Origin of the sequence: Pseudomonas umsongensis (assembly GCF_002236105.1) — a bacterium.
Lineage (GTDB): Bacteria > Pseudomonadota > Gammaproteobacteria > Pseudomonadales > Pseudomonadaceae > Aquipseudomonas > Aquipseudomonas umsongensis.
This window is the reverse complement of record NZ_NIWU01000001.1, coordinates 1,607,009-1,625,071: the sequence shown is the minus strand read 5'-3', so window position 1 is coordinate 1,625,071 and position 18,063 is coordinate 1,607,009. Positions and strand designations below refer to the sequence as shown.

Sequence of the window (18,063 nt, the reverse complement as noted above, 5' to 3'; positions counted from 1 at the left end):
CAGACAGGCCGCGTCATCGTTGACCTCCATCGCGACGGTGCGACGATTCGACATGCTCGCTCCAGCCCGGGCGGCGTGCCGCTTTTCAAAGTGACCCGCTGTAATAGCGGAACCCTAAGTGGCCGTTACCGTAGCGCTGGATCTACACCCCAAGTTCCCGATCATCCGCAAGACGTATCGCAACGTATCCGCCATTCACAAAGCTACAGTCGCATACAAAAACCGGGGTGACAGGACACGAAGGCGTTACACGGCGAGTGCGTAATGCAACCGCCCCCTAACGGCTTTTACCTAACGCACACCGGAGAATCAGCATGTCCCGAACCCCCACCCGCTACGCGGCAGGCCTGCTCGGCGTTGCCCTCGTCACCGCAACATTGACCGCTTTCACCGGCCTTGCCCAAGCCCAGGAGGCGGGTCAGCCGCCGGCGAAAAACTGGCAGGCCGGCCTCAAGCGCACGGACCTGGTGCGCCGTGACCTGGATGTCGCCGGGCGCGAAGTCATCCAGGTGCGCGTTGATTTCGACCCGGGCGTGGTGTCGCCGAAACACTCGCACCCCGGGGTGGAAGTGGCCTACGTCATCGACGGCACCTTCGAGTATCAGCTCGAAGGGCAACCGGCCGTTACGCTCAAGGCCGGTGACTCCTTGTACATCCCCGCCGGCACCGCCCATGTGGCCAAGAATGTGGGCCAGGGCAAGGCGTCGGAACTGGCGACCTACATCGTCAAGAAGGACACACCGCTGGTGGTACTGGAGCAGTAATCGCGTTTACCGCCCGTTAGCCTGCCTGCGCCATGCGATCAGGCAGGCGACGACGATCAGCCCCAGCGCGACCAGAAACGTCGTGCGCAGGCCGCTGGCGATGGCCTGCGGATGCGCGGTGCCGATGTCGACCGCCCTTGAGGCCAAGGCGAACACGGCGCTCAAGGCCGAGGCCCCGGTGACCAGCCCCAGGTTGCGCGAAAGGTTGAGCAGGCCAGACACTACACCGCGTTGATCAGGCGCAACGTCGAGCATCACGGCGGTGTTGTTGGCGGTCTGGAACACCGCATAGCCCAGGGTGAGGACGACCATGGGGGCGAGGTAGCCGCCCACGCCGAACGACTCGGGCACGAGCGACAACATCAAGCAGCCCAGCGCCATGCCCAAGAGCCCGGCGAGGGTCATGCCAGGGGCTCCGCAACGGTCGACGATGCGCCCGGCGGGCGCGCCGGTCAGCGCGGCGACCAGTGGCCCGACCGACAACACCAGGCCGATCTCCATTGCCGACAACCGCAGGGTCTGTGAAAGGTAGAACGGCCCGACCAGCAGCGTGGCCATCATTACGGTGGTCACCAGCAGGCTCATGGCGAGGCTGCCGCTGAGGCGGCTGTCACGAAACAAGGCCAGGCGCACCAGGGGTGCCGCGACCCGCGATTCAACCCGCACGAACAATCCGAGACCCAGGCAGGCCGCCAGCAGCAGGACGATATTCGGCAGGCCGAAGTGCGCGCGTCCAAGGGTCATGGCCAGGGCATAGGCGGCGAGGCTCAGGGCCAGCAACAGCGTGCCTGCCGGATCGAACCCCGTACACCCGGATTGCGCCGGGCGATCATCGGGCAAGTAGCGTTGCGCGAGCAGCCATGTCGCCATGCCCAGAGGCACGCTGATGAGGAACATCGAACGCCAGCCGAATTCGCCGATCAGCACACCGCCGAGCGCCGGGCCCAGCGCGGTGCCAATGGCCGACATCGTCCCCAGCAGGCCCATGGCGCCGCCAGTCTTGCCCTTGGCCACCGTTTCGCCGACAAACGCCAGGGTCAGCGCCATCATGATTGCCGCGCCCAAGCCTTGCAGCGCCCTGGCAGCGATCAGCAGACCGAGATTGGGCGCCAGTGCGCAGCAGGCCGAAGCCAATGTGAACAGGGCAATGCCGCACAGCAACAGGCGGCGTCGACCGACCAGGTCACCGAATCGACCGACGCTGACGATCAAGGTGGTAATGACCAGCAGGTAGGCGATGACGACCCACTGCACTTGTTGAAAGGACGCGCTGAATGCCTGGGCCAGGGATGGCAGGCCGACGTTGGCGATGCTGGTACCCAGCGATGACAACAACATTGCCAACGACAGGCTGGCCAGCGTCCCTTTCACCGAAGGCGTCCGTTGAGCAACTGCCGCGACTGCAGATCCGTCATTCATGATGTTCTCCTCTCTGGTCACTCCCGATTGGAGCTACCAGAAATCTACGCCCGGGCCTAACATGGCGGAAGGCGCACGAATCGCACTTGATACATGCATACAGCGCCACATCAGCCGACCATGGGGCCACGTATGTCCACACCCGATCTCAACTTGCTGACTACCCTTGATGCGCTCCTGACAGAAGGCAGCGTCGCCCGTGCCGCCAAGCGCCTGCGCCTGAGTCCATCGGCGATGAGCAGGGCCCTGGCGCGACTGCGTGAAACCACTGGCGATCCGCTGCTGGTCAGGGCCGGGCGTGGCCTGGTGCCTACACCGCGTGCGCTGGAGTTGCGCGAGCGGGTCGGTCAGCTTGTGCAGGAGGCAGAAGCGATGCTGCGCCCGGCCGAGCAACCTGACCTCATGCACTTGGTGCGCACATTCACGTTGCGCACCAGCGAAGGCTTTGTCGAAAACTTCGGCGCCGCGCTGATCGCCCGCGTCGCTGAACAAGCGCCGGGCATACGCCTGCGCTTCATGCACAAGCCCGACAAGGACAGCGCTGCACTGCGCGACGGTACGGTCGATCTGGAAACGGGTGTGGTGGGCCAGGCCGCAAGCCCGGAACTGCTTACCCAGGGATTGTTCCGCGATCGTTTCATCGGCGTGGTGCGCACGGGGCACCCGCTGTGCGATGGCGAGATAACGCCCGCGAGTTTTGCTGCGCACGGCCACATCAGCGTGTCACGGCGAGGACTGGACAAGGGGTCGATTGACGAAGCCCTGGAGCTGCTCGGGTTGCAACGGCACATCGCGACCATGGTCGCCGGCTTCTCGACGGCACTGGCACTTGCCCGATCGAGCGATCTGATTGCCAGTGTGCCCGAGCGGCATACTGCCAATCTGCGGTGCGGTATGCACAGCTTTGCACTGCCATTGTCACTGCCTCCATTTTCCCTGGCCATGATCTGGCATCCCCGACTGAATGCCGATCCAGTGCATCGATGGCTGCGTGGCTGTCTGCGGGAAGTTTGTACTTTTGATTAACTACCGATTCACTTGTATTTACCTGATTTGATATTAAAGTAATGGCTGTATCATTGTTGTAACTGTTTGCGGATATGTTTTGGTTTGGTTATATGTCTCGGCTTCGATGATATAAAAAACTTTGAACTTATAAGATTGTTTGCGGTATTCGTGGGTCATAGTGTGTTGGGAAGTTATTCTGAGTAATTGGAAGAGTCTCTCAGTTGCAATTGGGGCGCTTGAAGCTATCAATGTTCGATGCTCACCGGTAGTTTTGATTGATAGGGCTTTTTCTTAATTACAATGTTTAAATTTTTGATTTAAAACGTTTTTTTGTAATAATTTGTTTGTATTGAAGGCGCCGTCTGTCTCATGAATGCCGCGTCAGAATTTATCGACGAATGGCGACGAATTTTTGGCGCTGGCCGAGTCAAAAAATAACTTGAACAATAAAATCGGACACTTCGCAAATGTGATGCTAGTGTTCCTTCCTCCAATTAACCGCACTTGTCTGTTTGTAGAGGACGTGCGTCATGCCGACTTCAAACCCCAGGGTTGCGATATTCGGTAACAGAGTTCCGAGCCTGAATCTTCCAGAGCTTGAGCACTTTACCGATCTGGGCAGCTTGCTGGCTGCCGAAGCATTTGATGTGGTGTTACTGGACATGCCAGCCGCGTATGCTGGCAAAGTGCTACGAAAATTGCGCACGCTTGCCCCTTACCGCTACACGCTGATTTTCTGCTGCCGTGATCAGGATGGCTGGTGTGAAGCCTTGGGCGATGGCGCGTGTCCCGTCGAGACTAGCGAAATAAAAAGGCTCTGGAGCGTGTGGCAGGAACGCTTCCGGCTGTTCGAACATGGCTCGGCCCCCGAACGTTTCGAAAGCCGGGTGCTTTCCTGGCTGTGGTTGCGCGAAGGCGCTCAGTTGCTTGCCTTACGCGATCCGGAGGTGCCTCAGCACTATCGTTATCCGTTGCTGGACGCCCTGGCAGACAGCGAGCAGGTCAACGCGTTCGTCTGGCTCAGCCTGATGGTGCAACAGGACTGGCTGGAAGAGGGGGTTCTGGTGGATCGCGTCCGGCTCTGTTCGGATTGTGGTTCGGGCCGCCTCAATTACATTGATGTGTGTACCGAATGTCACGCCATGGACATTGCACGGCAACCTTCATTGCATTGTTTTACCTGTGGTCATGTTGGCGCACAGGAGTCATTTCTCAAGGACGGGGTGTTGCTGTGCCCCAACTGTTTGAACCGGCTGCGCCACATTGGTAGCGATTACGACCGCCCGATGGAGAATTATCGTTGCCGGTCGTGTCAGGCGTTTTTTGTCGATGCCGAGGTGCAGGCGCGCTGCCTGGATTGCGGCCTGTCACACACACCCGACAAGTTGCGCATACGGGAAGTCAGGGATCTGCGCCTGTCCGAGGCCGGGCGATTCCGCTGCCGCCAGGAGTTCAGTGAAAAGACGGTTGAGCATTTCGGTCGGCTCAGTCTGTTAGGTGGCAAGGACTTCTATGATTTGCTGACCTGGCAGATGCAGATCGTGCGTCGCCACCCGGTGCCTGAGTTTTCACTGATCGGCCTGCGCTTCGTCAACCTTGCCGGTGCGTTGTCGCACCTGGGCGAACAACGCGGCCATGCCTTTATAGATAGCGTGGCCGATCGATTGCAGGAATCTGTCAGGGAAACGGACCGTTGCTCGCGCAGTACCGAAGAATTCTTCTGGATCATGCTTCCCCATACCGACGAGAAGGGGCTGGAAGTCGTCAAGCGCCGCTTGGGTCGGGTCGCCGAATTGTTTTCAGCGCCGGAGGTCAGCGACATTACCTTGCGTGTCATCAGTATCACTGCACCCCGGGATCTACTCGATCAAGAAGATGGCGAGCTGTTACTGGCGCGTATGGCCGGTGAGCTGGGTGACACGGCATGAGCCCATTCCTGGAGCAACTCTTGAGTGCACTCAGCGCGCTCGCAGGGCCGGATGGATTGAGCCGCTTGTTCTACATGCTTTTTCCAGCGTTCATCCTGTTCGAACTGCCCATGATCATCATCGTGTTGCTGGGCGTATTGCGTTGGTTCACCCGTCGGCGTACCAGTGTTCCGAAGATCAGTATTTACCGACCCAAGGTCTCTTGCATCATTACCTGCTACAGCGAGGGCATGGACGTTCAGACCACGCTGTTGAGCCTGTGTGAGCAAACCTATGGCGGCCACATCGAGATGATCCCGGTGGTGGATGGCGCCACGGTGAACCAGGCCACACTCAGCGCCGTTCGCAATTTCCATGTAGACCCGCAGTTATACCCCAAGCGCCATTTACGGCCGATCGCCAAATGGCAGAGGGGTGGCAGGGTGTCGTCCCTCAACGCCGGCCTGTCGCTTGCCGGCGGCGAAATCGTGATGGCGCTCGATGGCGATACATCCTTCGACAACAACATGGTCGCTTCCATCGTGCGGCATTTCGAGGACCCTAAGGTGCCTGCGGTAGCCGGTAGCCTGCGTGTGCGCAATGTCTGGGGTTCCTGGGTGACAGCGATGCAGGCGCTGGAGTACCTGCTGTCGATCCATATGTCGAAAATCGGTCTGGCCGAATGGAACCTGGTCAATAACGTTTCCGGGGCCTTTGGCGCGTTCCGTCGCAGTTTCCTGGTGAAAATCGGTGGCTGGAACACGCACACCGCGGAGGATCTGGACCTGACGTTGCGCATCAAGAGTTACTTCAAGCGGCATGACCTGAGGATTCCGTTCGAGCCCGAAGCGGTAGGACATACCGATGCACCGGCGACGCTGAGCCAGTTTCTGATGCAGCGCTTGCGCTGGGATGGCGACCTGTTTTTTCTCTATATCAGAAAGCACAACCACAATATCAGCCCCACATTATTGGGCTGGCCCACCTTTGTGATGATCCTGATCACGGGCTTTTTCTTCCAGTTGGTGCTGCCGTTTGTCATCTTCATTTATACCTTGCTGGCGCTGTTCATCCTGCCGGGCAAGACGCTGTTGTTCCTGTTTGCGCTGATCTACCTGCTGTACCTGTTGATCACCCTGCTGATGTTCGCAGCCATGCTGGTGATGGTCTCCGACCGGCCTCGACAGGACATGGTGCTGGGGTTGCTGGTGCCTCTGTTCCCGATGTTCATGCTGCTCCTGCGGTGCTGGAGCGTCGTGGCCATGCTCAACGAGATGTTTCGTCGCGGCCATGAAGAAAGCTCGATGGCGCCATGGTGGGTGCTTAAACGTGCCACGAGGTTTTGACATGCGATCGATAATTCTGGCCGCGTCGCTGTGGATGCCCACGGTGTTGCTGGCGGTACAACCCATGACGCTTGAAGCGGCACAGGCACAAAAATGGTCCCAGGCCAGTTATGTCTGGGACAGCGAGGTATTGCTCGATCCCGATCATCGCGCGGCAGAATTGACGGCCCTGCGCAGAGCCGGAATGGACAAGATTTATCTTGGCCTCAAGGGCGCGCAGTTGGAGGACCTCGCCACGACGCGCCAGCGCCTTGAGCAATTGCTGCAGGAGGCAGCCGGCGAGGGGCTGCAAGTGAGCCTGTTGCTGGGCGATCCTGAATGGATGAAGCCGCAGGAGCGCCACCAGCTCACCGAGCTGCTGGACAAACTCAAAGGGCTTTCATTCACCAGCCTGCACCTTGACCTGGAGGTCGAGCAGTTGGGCGTGCCTGTGCCTGACCAGCGTTTGAAGGACTTGCTCGATACCTTGCGCGCGGCATCCCGAGAGAGCCCTTGGCCGGTCGAGATTTCCAGCCATCATCGCTGGTTCGCCGAGACCAAGCCCGGACAAACCTGCGTGCCATGCGGGCTTCCCGCCGCCGGTGTGCGCCAGGTCAGCCTGATGATTTACACCCGCAACCCAAAAAACAGCGCTCGGATGGCAGAGCAGATAGCCCGGCGCTGGCCCGAACTGCAATTTCGCCTCGCCCAAAGCACGGAGCCACAACTGGATGCCACGGAATCCTGGGCCGGCGCGTCGACCGAACAGTTGCAACACCAGAGCAGTGTCTGGCGTGAGCAACTGCAACCCCTGGGGATTGCCGGCATCGACTGGCAAGCCTGGCGAGACTTTCCAAAACGGTGAGCCGTCATGAAGATTCGTTTCGATAGTCGTAAAGAATTGAGTCCGACTCAGGAACAGGGTTTGACCGTGCTCTACGCGCCAGGCAAACGCATGGCCTTTCGCGTGCGCTGGTACCTGATCCTGCTGCTGGTCGCCAGCCCGTTGATCTGGCTGGGAGGCAAGCTGGTCTACGGCATGCTGATGATCGACGCGCCGGCACAGTTGCGCCTGCCGATTCTTGAGGTGCGTGCGCGTGATACCGGTCGGGTCGAGCAACTGTTCGTCAAGGCCGGTGATCAGGTCCGGGCTGACCAGCCCCTGGTCAATCTCGACAACCCGGAATGGCGCGCCAGGTTATCGCAACTGGCGGCCATGCCGACCAATACCAAGCCTGCGCGCAATATCAAATTGGGCGGCAGCGAACGGGCATTGCTGCAGACCCGCATAGGCCGCGCCCAGGAACGGGTGAAGGTGCTCGAAGACCTGGTTTATCGAGGTGCTGTGTCTCCCGGTGAAGTGTTGACGGCCAAATCAGAACTCGACGGTTTCAGGGCGGACCTGCTGGCATTCGAGCGCCGTGAACAATTGGCTAACCAGGCGCCGTTGAGCGTTGAGCGCGATGTTATCCAACAGCAGGCCGAGCAACAGTGGTTGAAGACTCGCCTTGCCGCGCTACCGATCAACGCCGCGCAAAGTGGACGCGTGGCGGAAGTACTGGTCAATCCCGGCGAGAACGTTGGTGCTGGCACATTGCTGATGCGCATCGAGCGACTGGAAGACCCGCTGCTGTGGATTTATCTGGAACCGTTGAACATCAGCTACGCCGCGATTGGTCAACCGCTGCGGGTACGCATGCCGGACGGCGAGTGGTTGAGCGCTCATGTGGTCCAGGCAGTCGACAGCGCGGGTCGCACGCCAACAGTATTGCGCGGGCCGTTCGCAGCCAGCGAAATGGGCTTGCAGGTCGCCGCGCGGTTTGATCAGCCGCTGTCGCCTCGTTGGCGCATTGATCAATTGCCGTTGAATGTTCGTTTTCCCACTGATTGGCCACAATTGCTCAGTGACAGCCGTGAGTTCATCAACCAATTAGGGGACTTGATTGCAATGGATCGACCACAAAACCCCAGCACCCGCGTATCGGAGGCTCAATGATGATGACTGCTGAGCGAATCCTGGTCACCGGTGGCGCCGGCTTCATCGGCTCGCACCTTGTCGAAGCCCTGCTCGAATACGGCTACAGCGTTCGAGTCCTGGATGATCTTTCCACCGGGAAATTATCCAACCTGCCGATTGATCGTTGTCATTTGACCTTGGTAGTGGGGGATGTCGCCGATGCCTCGACGGTAGCGCGCGCCATGAAAGACTGCACCGCGGTGGTCCATCTGGCCGCGGTCGCCTCGGTGCAGGCCTCGGTCGATGACCCGATCGCCACGCACCAGAGCAACTTCATCGGTACGCTCAATATCTGTGAAGCCATGCGCCAGGCAGGTGTAAGGCGGGTGGTCTACGCCTCCAGTGCAGCGATTTACGGCAACAACGGCGAAGGCACCGCGATCAGTGAAGACACACCAAAAAATCCCCTGACGCCGTACGCCGCCGACAAACTGGCCAGCGAACACTTCCTTGATTTCTATCGCCGCCAGCACGGACTGGAACCGGTCATCCTGCGCTTCTTCAATATTTATGGACCGCGCCAGGATCCTTCGTCGCCTTATTCCGGCGTCATCAGTATTTTCAGTGAACGGGCACAAAAAAAACTCCCCATCACCGTTTATGGTGATGGAGAGCAAACAAGGGACTTCGTCTATGTCAATGACCTGGTCAAGATCCTGGTACAGGCGGTCACTGAATCAAAACCGCGTAATGAACCGATCAATGTCGGGTTTAACCGCTCCACCAGCTTGAACGATCTGGCGACGATGCTGGGCGAACTGCTGGGTTGGCCGCTTTCGCTGGCCTACGATGCGCCGCGATCCGGTGACATCAGGCACTCTCTCGCCGACAACAGTCGATTGCTGAGGCATTTTTCGTTGGAAAAACCGACCTGTTTTGCAGAGGGGCTGGGTCAGCTTCTCAGAAGTATTGATGCCGGCGGGCGCTAGAGGCGACTTCGGTTGCCAGCAAATGCTCGGCCAATACGTCATTGAGAAAGCGGAACTGATCGTTGAGCCCGATCACTTCGTTACTGAAGTGATGACCGGCTGCCGGAATCAGCAGTGCCTCGAATTTTTCGTCGAACATCAGGGTCAATACTTTACGAGACTCGAATTGCTGCGAGTAGTAGTTGTTGCCGAACACCGGAAAGCTCACGGCCAAGGTGACGTTGGTGATCATGACGTGCGCTCCTCAGAGAGAAAGAACCAGCCGAATACGCTTAACGTGAAGGCCGTCAGGGCCAGGCAGGTCAGGAGATGGATCAGCATGGTTCTACCCTCCGCTACAGGGTTTTGTGTTGGGTTGGAACTGATCCTACGCTGACGGTGCGTGGGCGGAAGGCAATCGTGGCGATGGTGAATATCGATGGGAGTGATGGTCTGATGTTGTGGGTGTTTCTGATGGCCCCATCGCGGGCAAGCCCGCTCCTACAGGGGATCGGGTTGGAACACGATTGTTGTGTACACCTGTAACCATTGTGGGAGCGGGCTTGCCCACGATGGCAGCCTCAAGAGCACCATCAATCCTGAGCGGCTACCCGCCGCCACCTATACTCAAACCAGGGGCCTCAGAGCGCCGAACCTCCCGTTCGGCTTACACTTCAGGAACCGCGATCTTGAACCTGCGTTCGCTGATCGTCGCCGTGCTGGTAGTGTTGGCGGGATGCGTCACGGCTCCGCCTGCCCCGGTAGAAGTGCCGCAGATCATGATTTCTCCAAGTACCTGGCAGCAAGTGGACCGGGAAATTATCGATGCGTCGCAGTCGGCCACCGAGCAGGCAAAAATCTACGCCCACGGCGCCATGGATTACTGGCGCACCCGGGTCTATCAGCTGACCGAAGAAAATTTCATTCCTTGGTTCAGCAGTTACTGGACCCAGGAATGGCTATCGATGAAGGTCAGTTGGTACACCATCAGTGCCAAGGGCGAGCAGGATGCCACGGAGAAACGCCTGGCAGCGTATCTGCTGGAGAAGTACCAGGAAAAGGTGCTGGCTCCGGCGGCGCTTGAGGTGGATCCGGATGCGATTCTCACCCTGGCAGCGGCGTTCTACCTGGACATAATGAAGGAAGAACTGCAGAAAATTTCCCAACGTCATGGCGTGCCGATGGCGCAGCTCAATGGTCGCATCCGCAAAGTTCCCGCGATTGCCCTCGGGCCGCCGCCCGCCAGGGACGCCTCGCTGTACCAGGTGGTGCATGCTGAGCAGTTGAGCGCGTTGCCGGCGTACGCCGCGCTGGTCGACAAGGTCCACAAGGCCGGTGGCGACAAGGGTGTGGGCTCGACGGACACCGCCATGGCACCGGTGGCCAAGCGCGCCAGTCAACGCATCGAAGCCGAGATGGCCCCGCGTGGGGCGGCCAGTGCGGTAGCGGCGGCAGCGGGCAAGTTGGCCGGCGCGTTGATTTCCGTCGGCGTCGCGGGCGTTCGGGCGATCATCCAGGCCAACGATCGACCGGACAGCGAAGCGTTGATCCGCAGCAGCCTGGGCAACACGTTCGACAAGGCCTGGACCAAGCTGCTGCAGAACCCGACCACCGGTGTGATGGCGGGCACCTTGTACATGGCCTCGCAGATAGAGGGGAGCCTGGCGCAAAGCGCCCAACCGTCGGTCGGTACGGACCCAGGGTCTGTCGATTGGAGCCCGACCCAGTCGACTAATCAACAGATCAACCCATGACCCAAGGAGAACCTCATGTCCTATGTTGATGGCTTTGTCATTGCCGTACCCACCGCCAACCGCGAAAAATTCCGCAAGCACGCCGAGATGGCCGCTGCCATTTTCATCGAGAACGGCGCGCTCAGCCTCGCCGAGTGTTGGGGTGACGACGTGCCTGACGGCAAGGTGACCTCGTTTCCCATGGCGGTGAAACTCAAAGAAAACGAAACCGTGGTGTTTTCCTGGATCGTCTGGCCGGACAAGCCCACGCGTGACGCCGGGATGGCGAAACTGATGAGCGATCCGCGGGTGCAACCGGACGTCAATCCCATGCCATTCGATGGTCAAAGGATGATCTTCGGCGGTTTCGAAATGATCGTGAAGGCTTGATCCGAACCGCCGGATCACTCCGCCGCCGGGGTGATCCGGCAACTCTTGCGGTTGCGGATTTCGTCATCGGACGGTCGCTCGCGGACAAACTCGAAGCGCGGCTCGCCTTCGCTGTAATGCACCAGCCAGCCCCATTCCAGCTTGAGTTCATCCTGACCGGGTTCTGGGGGGGTGGCCCACCAGGGTTCCTTACTGAGGATCTGTCGCATGCTTCCCTCCGGTTGGTTCGCCTGCATCAACTATAACTTGCATGCCGGCAGACGCCAGAAGCGGCCTTGCAGGTTGTAGACTCAGGTTATTTCCGGCAGAGATATCTGGCATGAATGACGAAACCCATGAGCCGTTCAAGCGCTTGTTTTTCGCGCTCGGCTGCGCGCCGGCGCAACGCAAGGCCATCGCCCAGTGGCGCAGCGCCTTGCAACTGCGCAGCGGACGTGCGGTGCCGGTCGAGAACTTTCATCTGACCTTGAAGTTTCTGGGGGCGGTCGCGATCGCGCAGATTGCCGATATCTGCACGGCTGCCGCGTCTGTACGAACGTCGGGCGAACGCTTGACCGTGGAGCTCGATCGACTCGACGTCTGGCGCAGGGCAGGGGTCTTGGTGTTGGCACCCGAGCAGGCATCGCCCGCGTTGTTGCGGCTGGTGTATGACCTGGAGCAGGCCCTGTTGCCCTTTGGCCTTGAGGATGCACCACGGGAATTTCGCCCGCACTTGACCTTGGCTCGAGACTATCGGGCGCCGGTGCCGGAGTCTCCCACGCCACCCGAGTTTGTCCTGCGTGCTGATCGCTTCGCGTTGTTCGAATCGCACAAGGGCCGTTACCGGGCGCTGGCCGAATGGCCGTTGGGGGGTGTTTGACTTAAAGCTGGAACGCGGAGCGTCCCGGACTGCATTCCCACGCAGAGCGTGGGAACGATCACAAAAAAAGGCGCCCGAGGGCGCCAAACTTCACCTTAACCGAGGAGCCAGGTGAGGGATGCAGCGGTGGTAAGGCGCTGCATGAATAGAAAAGCTAAAGCTGAAATCCAGGTTGAATGTTATGGCCTCTTCGCGAGCAGGCTCGCTCCCACAGGGGGACGTATTCCATTGTGGGAGCGAGCCTGCTCGCGAAAGCGGCATCAAGTTCAACACTTATGTGCAGTGAATTACTGGCCGAGTTTCACCTTGGTCCAACCCCGGGTCATGATCCGCTGTACCGCAATCGGCTGGTCAGGGATGGCATACAAGGTTGCCATCACCGCTTCGGGCGGATACGAACCCGGCTCATTGCGAATCGCCTCATCCACCAACGGCGTTGCGGCCGCATTGGCGTTGCTGTAGCCGATGTTGTTGGTGATCTCGGCGATGATGTCCGGGCGCATCAGGAAGTTCATGAACAGGTAGGCGTTCTCGACGTTGGCGGCATCGCGCGGGATGGCGACCATGTCGTAGAAACTGCCGGCGCCTTCTTTCGGGATGCTGTAGTCGATCTTCACCTTGTCCCCGGCTTCCTGGGCGCGAGCCTTGGCCTGCAGCACATCGCCGGAGTAACCGACGGCCACGCAGATGTTGCCGTTGGCCAGGTCCGAGATGTACTTCGAGGAATGGAAGTACGCCACCGATGGGCGGATTTTCATGAACAGCGCTTCGGCTTCGGCGATGTGCGCCTTGTCCTTGTCGTTCGCCGGGTAGCCCAGGTAGTGAAGGGCGGCCGGGATCATCTCGGTGGGCGAGTCGAGGAAACTGATGCCGCAGGCTTTGAGTTTTTCAGCATTTTCCGGTTTGAACAGCAGGTCCCAGGAGTTGGTCGGGGCGTTGGCGCCAAGCACATCCTTGACCTTCTGCGGGTTGAAGCCGATGCCGATCGAGCCCCACATGTACGGGAAGGCGTGGGCGTTGTCCGGGTCGCTGGCGGAGGCGTTTTTCAGCAGCACCGGATTGAGGTTCTGCCAGTTGGGCAGCTTCGACTTGTCCAGCTCCTGATAGACCCCGGCCTTGATCTGCTTGGCCAGGAAACTGTTGGACGGCACGACGATGTCGTAGCCGGACTTGCCCGCCAGCAAGCGAGCTTCAAGGGTTTCGTTACTGTCGAAGACATCGTAGGTCACGCGGATGCCGGTCTCGTCTTCGAACTTCTTGACGGTGTCCGGGGCAATGTAATCCGACCAGTTATAGACGCGCAGAACCTTGTCATTGGCCTGGGCGCCCGAGGCGATCACGCCCAATAAGGACAGTGTCAGCAGAGTCCTGCCAAACATTTTCATGTACAACTCCATTTCTTTTCTTATTCAAATCCTTGTAGGAGCGAGCCTGCTCCGGGCGGCGTTCCGACGAAAAACTCAAGGACAACGCGTTCATTCAGATTGCCCAAGCCATCGTTGACGTCCATCGCGAGCATGCTCGCTCCTACAGGGGGTGGTGCTAGGCCGTTGCTCCGACCATTTGCTTTTTCGGTTGTTGCCAGGATTCGCTGGCAGTCTGGTCCATCGCTTCCTGGATCGCCCGTTTACGGCTGGCTTCGGCGCGGCGGCTGAAGTACCAGACCATGAAGGTCACGATCGACACAGCCAACAGGATCAGGCTGGCCACGGCGTTGATCTCCGGCTTCACGCCCAGGCGCACCGCCGAGAACACTTCCATCGGCAGGGTGGTGGAACCCGGGCCCGAGACGAAGCTCGCCAGTACCAGGTCATCCAGCGACAGGGCAAACGACATCATGCCGCCGGCCGCCAGTGACGGCGCGATCATCGGGATGGTGATCAGGAAGAACACCTTGAACGGTTTCGCACCCAGGTCCATGGCCGCTTCTTCGATGGACAGGTCCAGTTCGCGAAGGCGCGCGGAGACTACCACTGCCACGTAGGCGGCACAAAACGTGGTGTGGGCGATCCAGATCGTCACGATGCCACGCTCCATCGGCCAGCCGATCATTTGCGCCATGGCCACGAACAGCAGCAACAGCGACAGACCGGTGATCACTTCCGGCATCACCAGCGGCGCGGTCACCAGGCCACCGAACAGCGTGCGGCCCTTGAAGCGCGTGACGCGGGTCAGCACGAATGCAGCCAATGTCCCCAGCGCCACCGCGGCAATCGCGGTGTAGCAGGCGATTTCCAGCGAACGCACCACCGAGCCCATCAGTTGCGAGTTGTCGAGCAGGCCGGCGTACCACTTGAACGACCAGCCACCCCACACCGTCACCAGCTTGGAGGCGTTGAACGAGTAGATCACCAGGATCAGCATCGGCAGGTAGATAAACGACAGGCCGAAAACCAGCATGAACTTTGAAAATCCGAAGCGTTTCATCCCCGTGCCTCCATCTCTTTGGCCTGGCTGCGGTTGAACAGCAGAATCGGCACGATCAGAATCAACAGCATCACCACCGCCAGGGCGGACGCCACCGGCCAGTCGCGGTTATTGAAAAACTCCTGCCACAGCACTCGGCCGATCATCAGGGTCTCGGGACCGCCCAACAGCTCCGGAATCACGAACTCACCGACCACTGGAATGAACACCAGCATGCACCCGGCGATGATGCCGTTCTTGGCCAGCGGCACGGTGATTTTCCAGAAGCTGTTGAAGGTGCTCGAACCCAGGTCCGAAGCCGCTTCCAGCAGGCTCTGGTCGTGTTTGACCAGGTTGGCGTACAGCGGCAGGATCATGAACGGCAGATACGCATACACCACGCCGATGTAGACGGCGGTGTTGGTGTTGAGGATCTCGATCGGGTGATCGGTCAGCCCGATCCACATCAAAAAGCCGTTGAGCAGGCCGTTGTTGCTGAGGATGCCCATCCACGCATACACGCGGATCAGGATCGCGGTCCAGGTCGGCATCATGATCAGCAGCATCAGCACGTTCTGTGCTTCCTTGCTTGCCTTGGTAATGGCATAGGCCATCGGAAAACCGATCACCAGGCACATCAGCGTACTGAACAGCGCAACCTTCAACGAACCGAGGTAAGCCGAGAGGTACAGCTCATCTTCGCCCAGCAACGTGTAGTTGCCGATGTTGAGCAACAGATTGAATTTCTGCTCGGCGTAGGTGTAGATCTCCGAGTAGGGCGGAATGGCCAGGGCTGCTTCCGAGAAGCTGATCTTCATCACCAAAAAGAACGGCAGCATGAAGAACAGGCACAGCCACAGGAACGGAATGCCGATGACCAGTTTTCGTCCGCTGGGCACCAGGCGCAGGAATTGCTGATTGAAGGTTCTCATGCGCGCAGTACCACGCCGCTGTCGTCTTCCCACCACACGTAGACCTGATCGTCCCAGGTCGGACGTGCGCCACGGCGTTCGGCGTTGGCCATGAACGATTGCACGACCTTGCCGCCAGGCAGCTTGACGTAGAACACCGAGTGGCCGCCGAGGTAGGCGATGTCATGCACGGTGCCGCTGGACCAGTTGTAGCGGGTGTCGGGCTTGGTGGTGCTGACCAGCAGTTTTTCCGGGCGAATGGCGTAGGTGATCGACTTGTCCTGCACCGAGGTGCTGACGCCGTGACCGACGTAGATCTTCTGCTCCAGATCCGTGCTGTGAATGATCGCGTGACCTTCCAGATCTTCCACCACGGTGCCTTCGAAAGCGTTCACGTTGCCGATGAATTCGCAGACCATGCGGCTGACTGGCGCTTCATAGATGTCCACCGGGCTGCCGATCTGGGCGATCCAGCCCAGGTGCATGATCGCAATGCGCTGGGCCATGGTCATGGCTTCTTCCTGGTCGTGGGTCACCATGACGCAGGTCACGCCGACGCGCTCGATGATCTCGACCAACTCCAGCTGCATTTGCGAACGCAGTTTTTTATCCAGCGCGCCCATCGGCTCGTCGAGCAGCAACAGCTTTGGACGTTTGGCCAGGGAGCGGGCCAATGCCACGCGCTGACGCTGGCCGCCGGACAACTGATGCGGCTTGCGCTTGGCGTACTGGGTCATGTGCACCAGGCGCAGCATTTCTTCGACGCGGGCATCGATTTCACTGGCGGGCAACCGGTCCTGCTTGAGGCCGAAGGCGATGTTCTGCGCCACGGTCATGTGCGGGAACAGGGCATAGGACTGGAACATCATGTTGATCGGCCGCTCGTACGGCGGCATGTCGGTGATGTCCACGCCGTCGAGCAGGATGCGCCCTTCAGTCGGGCGCTCGAAGCCGGCGAGCATGCGCAGCAGCGTCGATTTACCTGAACCGGAACCACCGAGCAGGGCAAAGATTTCACCCTGATGGATTTCCAGGGACACATCGTCCACTGCGGTGGTTTCGTCGAACTTCTTGGTGACGCGGTCGACTTTCACCAACACCTTTTTCGGTGCCTGGTGACCTTCAAGAGCCTTCCTGTAGATGCTGGAGGCGTTTGCCATGTGAAACTCCCAACAGGTTTCGTTCGCCGGGCCAACGCGGCCTGGCTTAATAGTTGATTGCAAACCCGAGCGGTCAGTGGGTCGCGATCCCTGTAGGAGCTGGCGAAGCCTGCGATCTTTTGACTTTGCTTTTCAAAATCAAGATCAAAAGATCGCAGGCTTCGCCAGCTCCTACAGGGGATTGCGCTGGATGCCCCGTCCGGGTTTATCCGGTGCCGCCTTCCTGGCTGCGGTACTTGTTGTTATTGCAGTGTGTTGTTGTCGTGAGTCACGGATGCGCGCAAGCGCACCCGCCAGACCCACGGGGGCAGTAAATTGATTGATCTTTTATGACGTCAGCGCGAGTTACGAAGCGCCGCCCGTTGTCGGCACGCGTCACCAAACGCCTGGAAAATTCTCAGGTAGGGCGGATTCGACAGGACCTGCCATTCCGGGTGCCATTGCACGCCGAGGGCGAAGGCCTTGCTGTGCTCCACCGAGACCGCTTCGATCAAGCCATCCGGCGCGAGCGCTTCGGCGCGCAGGCCAGGCGCGAGTCGGTCGATGCCCTGGCTGTGAATCGAATTGACCTGGAACTGCGGGGGCAGGTCCAGCGCCTGGAACACACCACCGGGCTGCACATCGACGGCGTGCGCCGGTGCGTATTGCACCGCGAGGTCGGGATGGTCGGCTTCACGATGATCGAGGAAGCCGGGCAGTTCATGGACCTTCTGATGCAGGCTGCCACCGAACGCCACGTTCATCTCCTGAAAGCCGCGGCAGATGCCGAGCACCGGAACGCCAGCGGTAATCGCCGCGCGAATCAGGGGAAGGGTGGTTTGATCCCGCTGGGGATCGTGTTCGGTGCCGGGAGCGCTGGCGGGGCCTTGATAGTGGAAGGGCTCCACATTCGACGGCGAGCCGGTCAGCAACAGACCGTCGAGCTGCGGTAGCAGGTCTTCGATTTCGGTCAGGTCGCCCAGGGAAGGAATGACCACGGGCAGTCCCAGCGCGGCAACGCTGACAGCACGCAAGTACTTGTCACCGCTGACGTGGTAGGGGTGCAGGCCAATCTGTTTGACGCATGCAGTAACGCCGATCAATGGCTTGAATGCCATTTTTATCACCTCGAAGTTTCACACTTGAACGAGCTTTTCTGGAGCTTAGCCTTGTTGATTTTAATTAACAACTCTCATGTAAAAAATTCTAAACGCCGCACGTCTGAAGACGAGGATTTACGCGTGTTTCAAGGATGATCTGGCACTCTCGTGCCTCTG

Annotated in this window: 18 protein-coding genes; 10 read left to right on the top strand and 8 right to left on the bottom strand. The window is 59.3% G+C overall.

The features are described 5' to 3' along the window. Positions 1-314: 314 nt before the first annotated feature. A complete protein-coding gene (locus tag PSUM_RS07155; protein WP_020798423.1) occupies positions 315-764 on the top strand; it encodes a cupin domain-containing protein in 450 nt (149 codons plus the stop codon). Between the two features lie 6 nt (positions 765-770). Here PSUM_RS07155 and PSUM_RS07150 read toward each other — a convergent pair whose 3' ends face one another. Next, positions 771-2,183: an MFS transporter gene (locus tag PSUM_RS07150; RefSeq protein WP_083349277.1), complete on the bottom strand. Its 1,413-nt coding sequence runs from the start codon at positions 2,181-2,183 to the stop codon at positions 771-773. A 132-nt stretch (positions 2,184-2,315) separates the two neighbouring features. On the opposite strand from PSUM_RS07150, the gene PSUM_RS07145 reads away from it, so the two are divergent. The 6 genes from PSUM_RS07145 to PSUM_RS07120 all read left to right on the top strand — a co-directional run bounded on the left by PSUM_RS07145 (position 2,316) and on the right by PSUM_RS07120 (position 9,369). Continuing rightward, entirely contained in the window at positions 2,316-3,209 is an 894-nt protein-coding gene (locus PSUM_RS07145) for a LysR family transcriptional regulator (protein WP_083349276.1), read from the top strand. Positions 3,210-3,721: 512 nt separating this feature from the next. Next, positions 3,722-5,119, top strand: coding sequence for a TackOD1 domain-containing metal-binding protein (locus PSUM_RS07140; protein WP_020798426.1), 1,398 nt, complete (start codon positions 3,722-3,724; stop codon positions 5,117-5,119). Further along, positions 5,116-6,444 (top strand): glycosyltransferase family 2 protein, encoded by a 1,329-nt coding sequence (locus tag PSUM_RS07135; protein ID WP_033039616.1) that lies wholly within the window; start codon positions 5,116-5,118, stop codon positions 6,442-6,444. The genes PSUM_RS07140 and PSUM_RS07135 overlap by 4 nt, the downstream gene beginning before the upstream one ends. A 1-nt stretch (position 6,445) precedes the next feature. Continuing rightward, complete coding sequence (locus PSUM_RS07130; RefSeq protein ID WP_020798428.1) at positions 6,446-7,288, top strand: hypothetical protein; 843 nt, start codon at positions 6,446-6,448, stop codon at positions 7,286-7,288. 6 nt (positions 7,289-7,294) lie between these two features. Next, positions 7,295-8,419 (top strand): HlyD family secretion protein, encoded by a 1,125-nt coding sequence (locus PSUM_RS07125; protein ID WP_020798429.1) that lies wholly within the window; start codon positions 7,295-7,297, stop codon positions 8,417-8,419. 2 nt (positions 8,420-8,421) lie between these two features. Beyond that, on the top strand, positions 8,422-9,369 hold the full coding sequence (locus PSUM_RS07120; RefSeq protein WP_033039621.1) for an NAD-dependent epimerase/dehydratase family protein: 948 nt from the start codon (positions 8,422-8,424) through the stop codon (positions 9,367-9,369). Here the strand turns inward: PSUM_RS07120 and PSUM_RS07115 are convergent. Continuing rightward, the gene (locus PSUM_RS07115; RefSeq protein ID WP_020798431.1) at positions 9,341-9,601 is read right to left on the bottom strand and encodes a hypothetical protein; all 261 of its coding nucleotides are present in this window, start codon (positions 9,599-9,601) and stop codon (positions 9,341-9,343) included. The two genes, PSUM_RS07120 and PSUM_RS07115, sit on opposite strands and share 29 nt — an antisense overlap. A 436-nt stretch (positions 9,602-10,037) precedes the next feature. Between PSUM_RS07115 and PSUM_RS07110 the strand changes: the two genes are divergently transcribed. Then, positions 10,038-11,102, top strand: coding sequence for a hypothetical protein (locus tag PSUM_RS07110; protein WP_020798432.1), 1,065 nt, complete (start codon positions 10,038-10,040; stop codon positions 11,100-11,102). A 15-nt stretch (positions 11,103-11,117) separates the two neighbouring features. After that, on the top strand, positions 11,118-11,471 hold the full coding sequence (locus tag PSUM_RS07105) for a DUF1428 domain-containing protein (protein ID WP_020798433.1): 354 nt from the start codon (positions 11,118-11,120) through the stop codon (positions 11,469-11,471). Positions 11,472-11,485: 14 nt separating this feature from the next. Here the strand turns inward: PSUM_RS07105 and PSUM_RS07100 are convergent, their stop codons facing one another. After that, a complete protein-coding gene (locus PSUM_RS07100; RefSeq protein ID WP_020798434.1) occupies positions 11,486-11,680 on the bottom strand; it encodes a hypothetical protein in 195 nt (64 codons plus the stop codon). 110 nt (positions 11,681-11,790) lie between these two features. On the opposite strand from PSUM_RS07100, the gene thpR reads away from it, so the two are divergent. Then, positions 11,791-12,330, top strand: a complete 540-nt coding sequence (gene thpR / locus PSUM_RS07095; RefSeq protein ID WP_020798435.1) for an RNA 2',3'-cyclic phosphodiesterase — start codon at positions 11,791-11,793, stop codon at positions 12,328-12,330. A 287-nt stretch (positions 12,331-12,617) separates the two neighbouring features. Here the strand turns inward: thpR and PSUM_RS07090 are convergent, their stop codons facing one another. The 5 genes from PSUM_RS07090 to PSUM_RS07070 form a co-directional block, all read right to left on the bottom strand. Next, positions 12,618-13,715, bottom strand: a complete 1,098-nt coding sequence (locus PSUM_RS07090) for a polyamine ABC transporter substrate-binding protein (protein ID WP_033044681.1) — start codon at positions 13,713-13,715, stop codon at positions 12,618-12,620. Positions 13,716-13,872: 157 nt separating this feature from the next. Next, entirely contained in the window at positions 13,873-14,757 is an 885-nt protein-coding gene (locus PSUM_RS07085; RefSeq protein WP_020798439.1) for an ABC transporter permease subunit, read from the bottom strand. After that, entirely contained in the window at positions 14,754-15,635 is an 882-nt protein-coding gene (locus PSUM_RS07080; protein ID WP_162831853.1) for an ABC transporter permease subunit, read from the bottom strand. Before PSUM_RS07080 ends, PSUM_RS07085 begins: the two co-directional genes overlap by 4 nt. Positions 15,636-15,664: 29 nt before the next feature. Then, complete coding sequence (gene potA / locus PSUM_RS07075; protein WP_020798440.1) at positions 15,665-16,807, bottom strand: polyamine ABC transporter ATP-binding protein; 1,143 nt, start codon at positions 16,805-16,807, stop codon at positions 15,665-15,667. A 335-nt stretch (positions 16,808-17,142) separates the two neighbouring features. Continuing rightward, positions 17,143-17,904 (bottom strand): gamma-glutamyl-gamma-aminobutyrate hydrolase family protein, encoded by a 762-nt coding sequence (locus PSUM_RS07070; protein ID WP_083349275.1) that lies wholly within the window; start codon positions 17,902-17,904, stop codon positions 17,143-17,145. Positions 17,905-18,063: the final 159 nt, after the last annotated feature.

Excerpts from the sequence above, each read along its gene's own strand:
- potA (WP_020798440.1), bottom strand. The coding sequence starts at position 16,807 with ATGGCAAACGCCTCCAGCATCTACAGGAAGGCTCTTGAAGGTCACCAG.
- PSUM_RS07150 (WP_083349277.1), bottom strand. The coding sequence starts at position 2,183 with ATGAATGACGGATCTGCAGTCGCGGCAGTTGCTCAACGGACGCCTTCG.
- PSUM_RS07155 (WP_020798423.1), top strand. The coding sequence starts at position 315 with ATGTCCCGAACCCCCACCCGCTACGCGGCAGGCCTGCTCGGCGTTGCC.
- PSUM_RS07120 (WP_033039621.1), top strand. The coding sequence starts at position 8,422 with ATGACTGCTGAGCGAATCCTGGTCACCGGTGGCGCCGGCTTCATCGGC.
- PSUM_RS07140 (WP_020798426.1), top strand. The coding sequence starts at position 3,722 with ATGCCGACTTCAAACCCCAGGGTTGCGATATTCGGTAACAGAGTTCCG.
- PSUM_RS07145 (WP_083349276.1), top strand. The coding sequence starts at position 2,316 with ATGTCCACACCCGATCTCAACTTGCTGACTACCCTTGATGCGCTCCTG.
- PSUM_RS07085 (WP_020798439.1), bottom strand. The coding sequence starts at position 14,757 with ATGAAACGCTTCGGATTTTCAAAGTTCATGCTGGTTTTCGGCCTGTCG.
- thpR (WP_020798435.1), top strand. The coding sequence starts at position 11,791 with ATGAATGACGAAACCCATGAGCCGTTCAAGCGCTTGTTTTTCGCGCTC.
- PSUM_RS07070 (WP_083349275.1), bottom strand. The coding sequence starts at position 17,904 with ATGGCATTCAAGCCATTGATCGGCGTTACTGCATGCGTCAAACAGATT.
- PSUM_RS07135 (WP_033039616.1), top strand. The coding sequence starts at position 5,116 with ATGAGCCCATTCCTGGAGCAACTCTTGAGTGCACTCAGCGCGCTCGCA.
- PSUM_RS07130 (WP_020798428.1), top strand. The coding sequence starts at position 6,446 with ATGCGATCGATAATTCTGGCCGCGTCGCTGTGGATGCCCACGGTGTTG.
- PSUM_RS07100 (WP_020798434.1), bottom strand. The coding sequence starts at position 11,680 with ATGCGACAGATCCTCAGTAAGGAACCCTGGTGGGCCACCCCCCCAGAA.
- PSUM_RS07105 (WP_020798433.1), top strand. The coding sequence starts at position 11,118 with ATGTCCTATGTTGATGGCTTTGTCATTGCCGTACCCACCGCCAACCGC.
- PSUM_RS07115 (WP_020798431.1), bottom strand. The coding sequence starts at position 9,601 with ATGATCACCAACGTCACCTTGGCCGTGAGCTTTCCGGTGTTCGGCAAC.
- PSUM_RS07090 (WP_033044681.1), bottom strand. The coding sequence starts at position 13,715 with ATGAAAATGTTTGGCAGGACTCTGCTGACACTGTCCTTATTGGGCGTG.
- PSUM_RS07125 (WP_020798429.1), top strand. The coding sequence starts at position 7,295 with ATGAAGATTCGTTTCGATAGTCGTAAAGAATTGAGTCCGACTCAGGAA.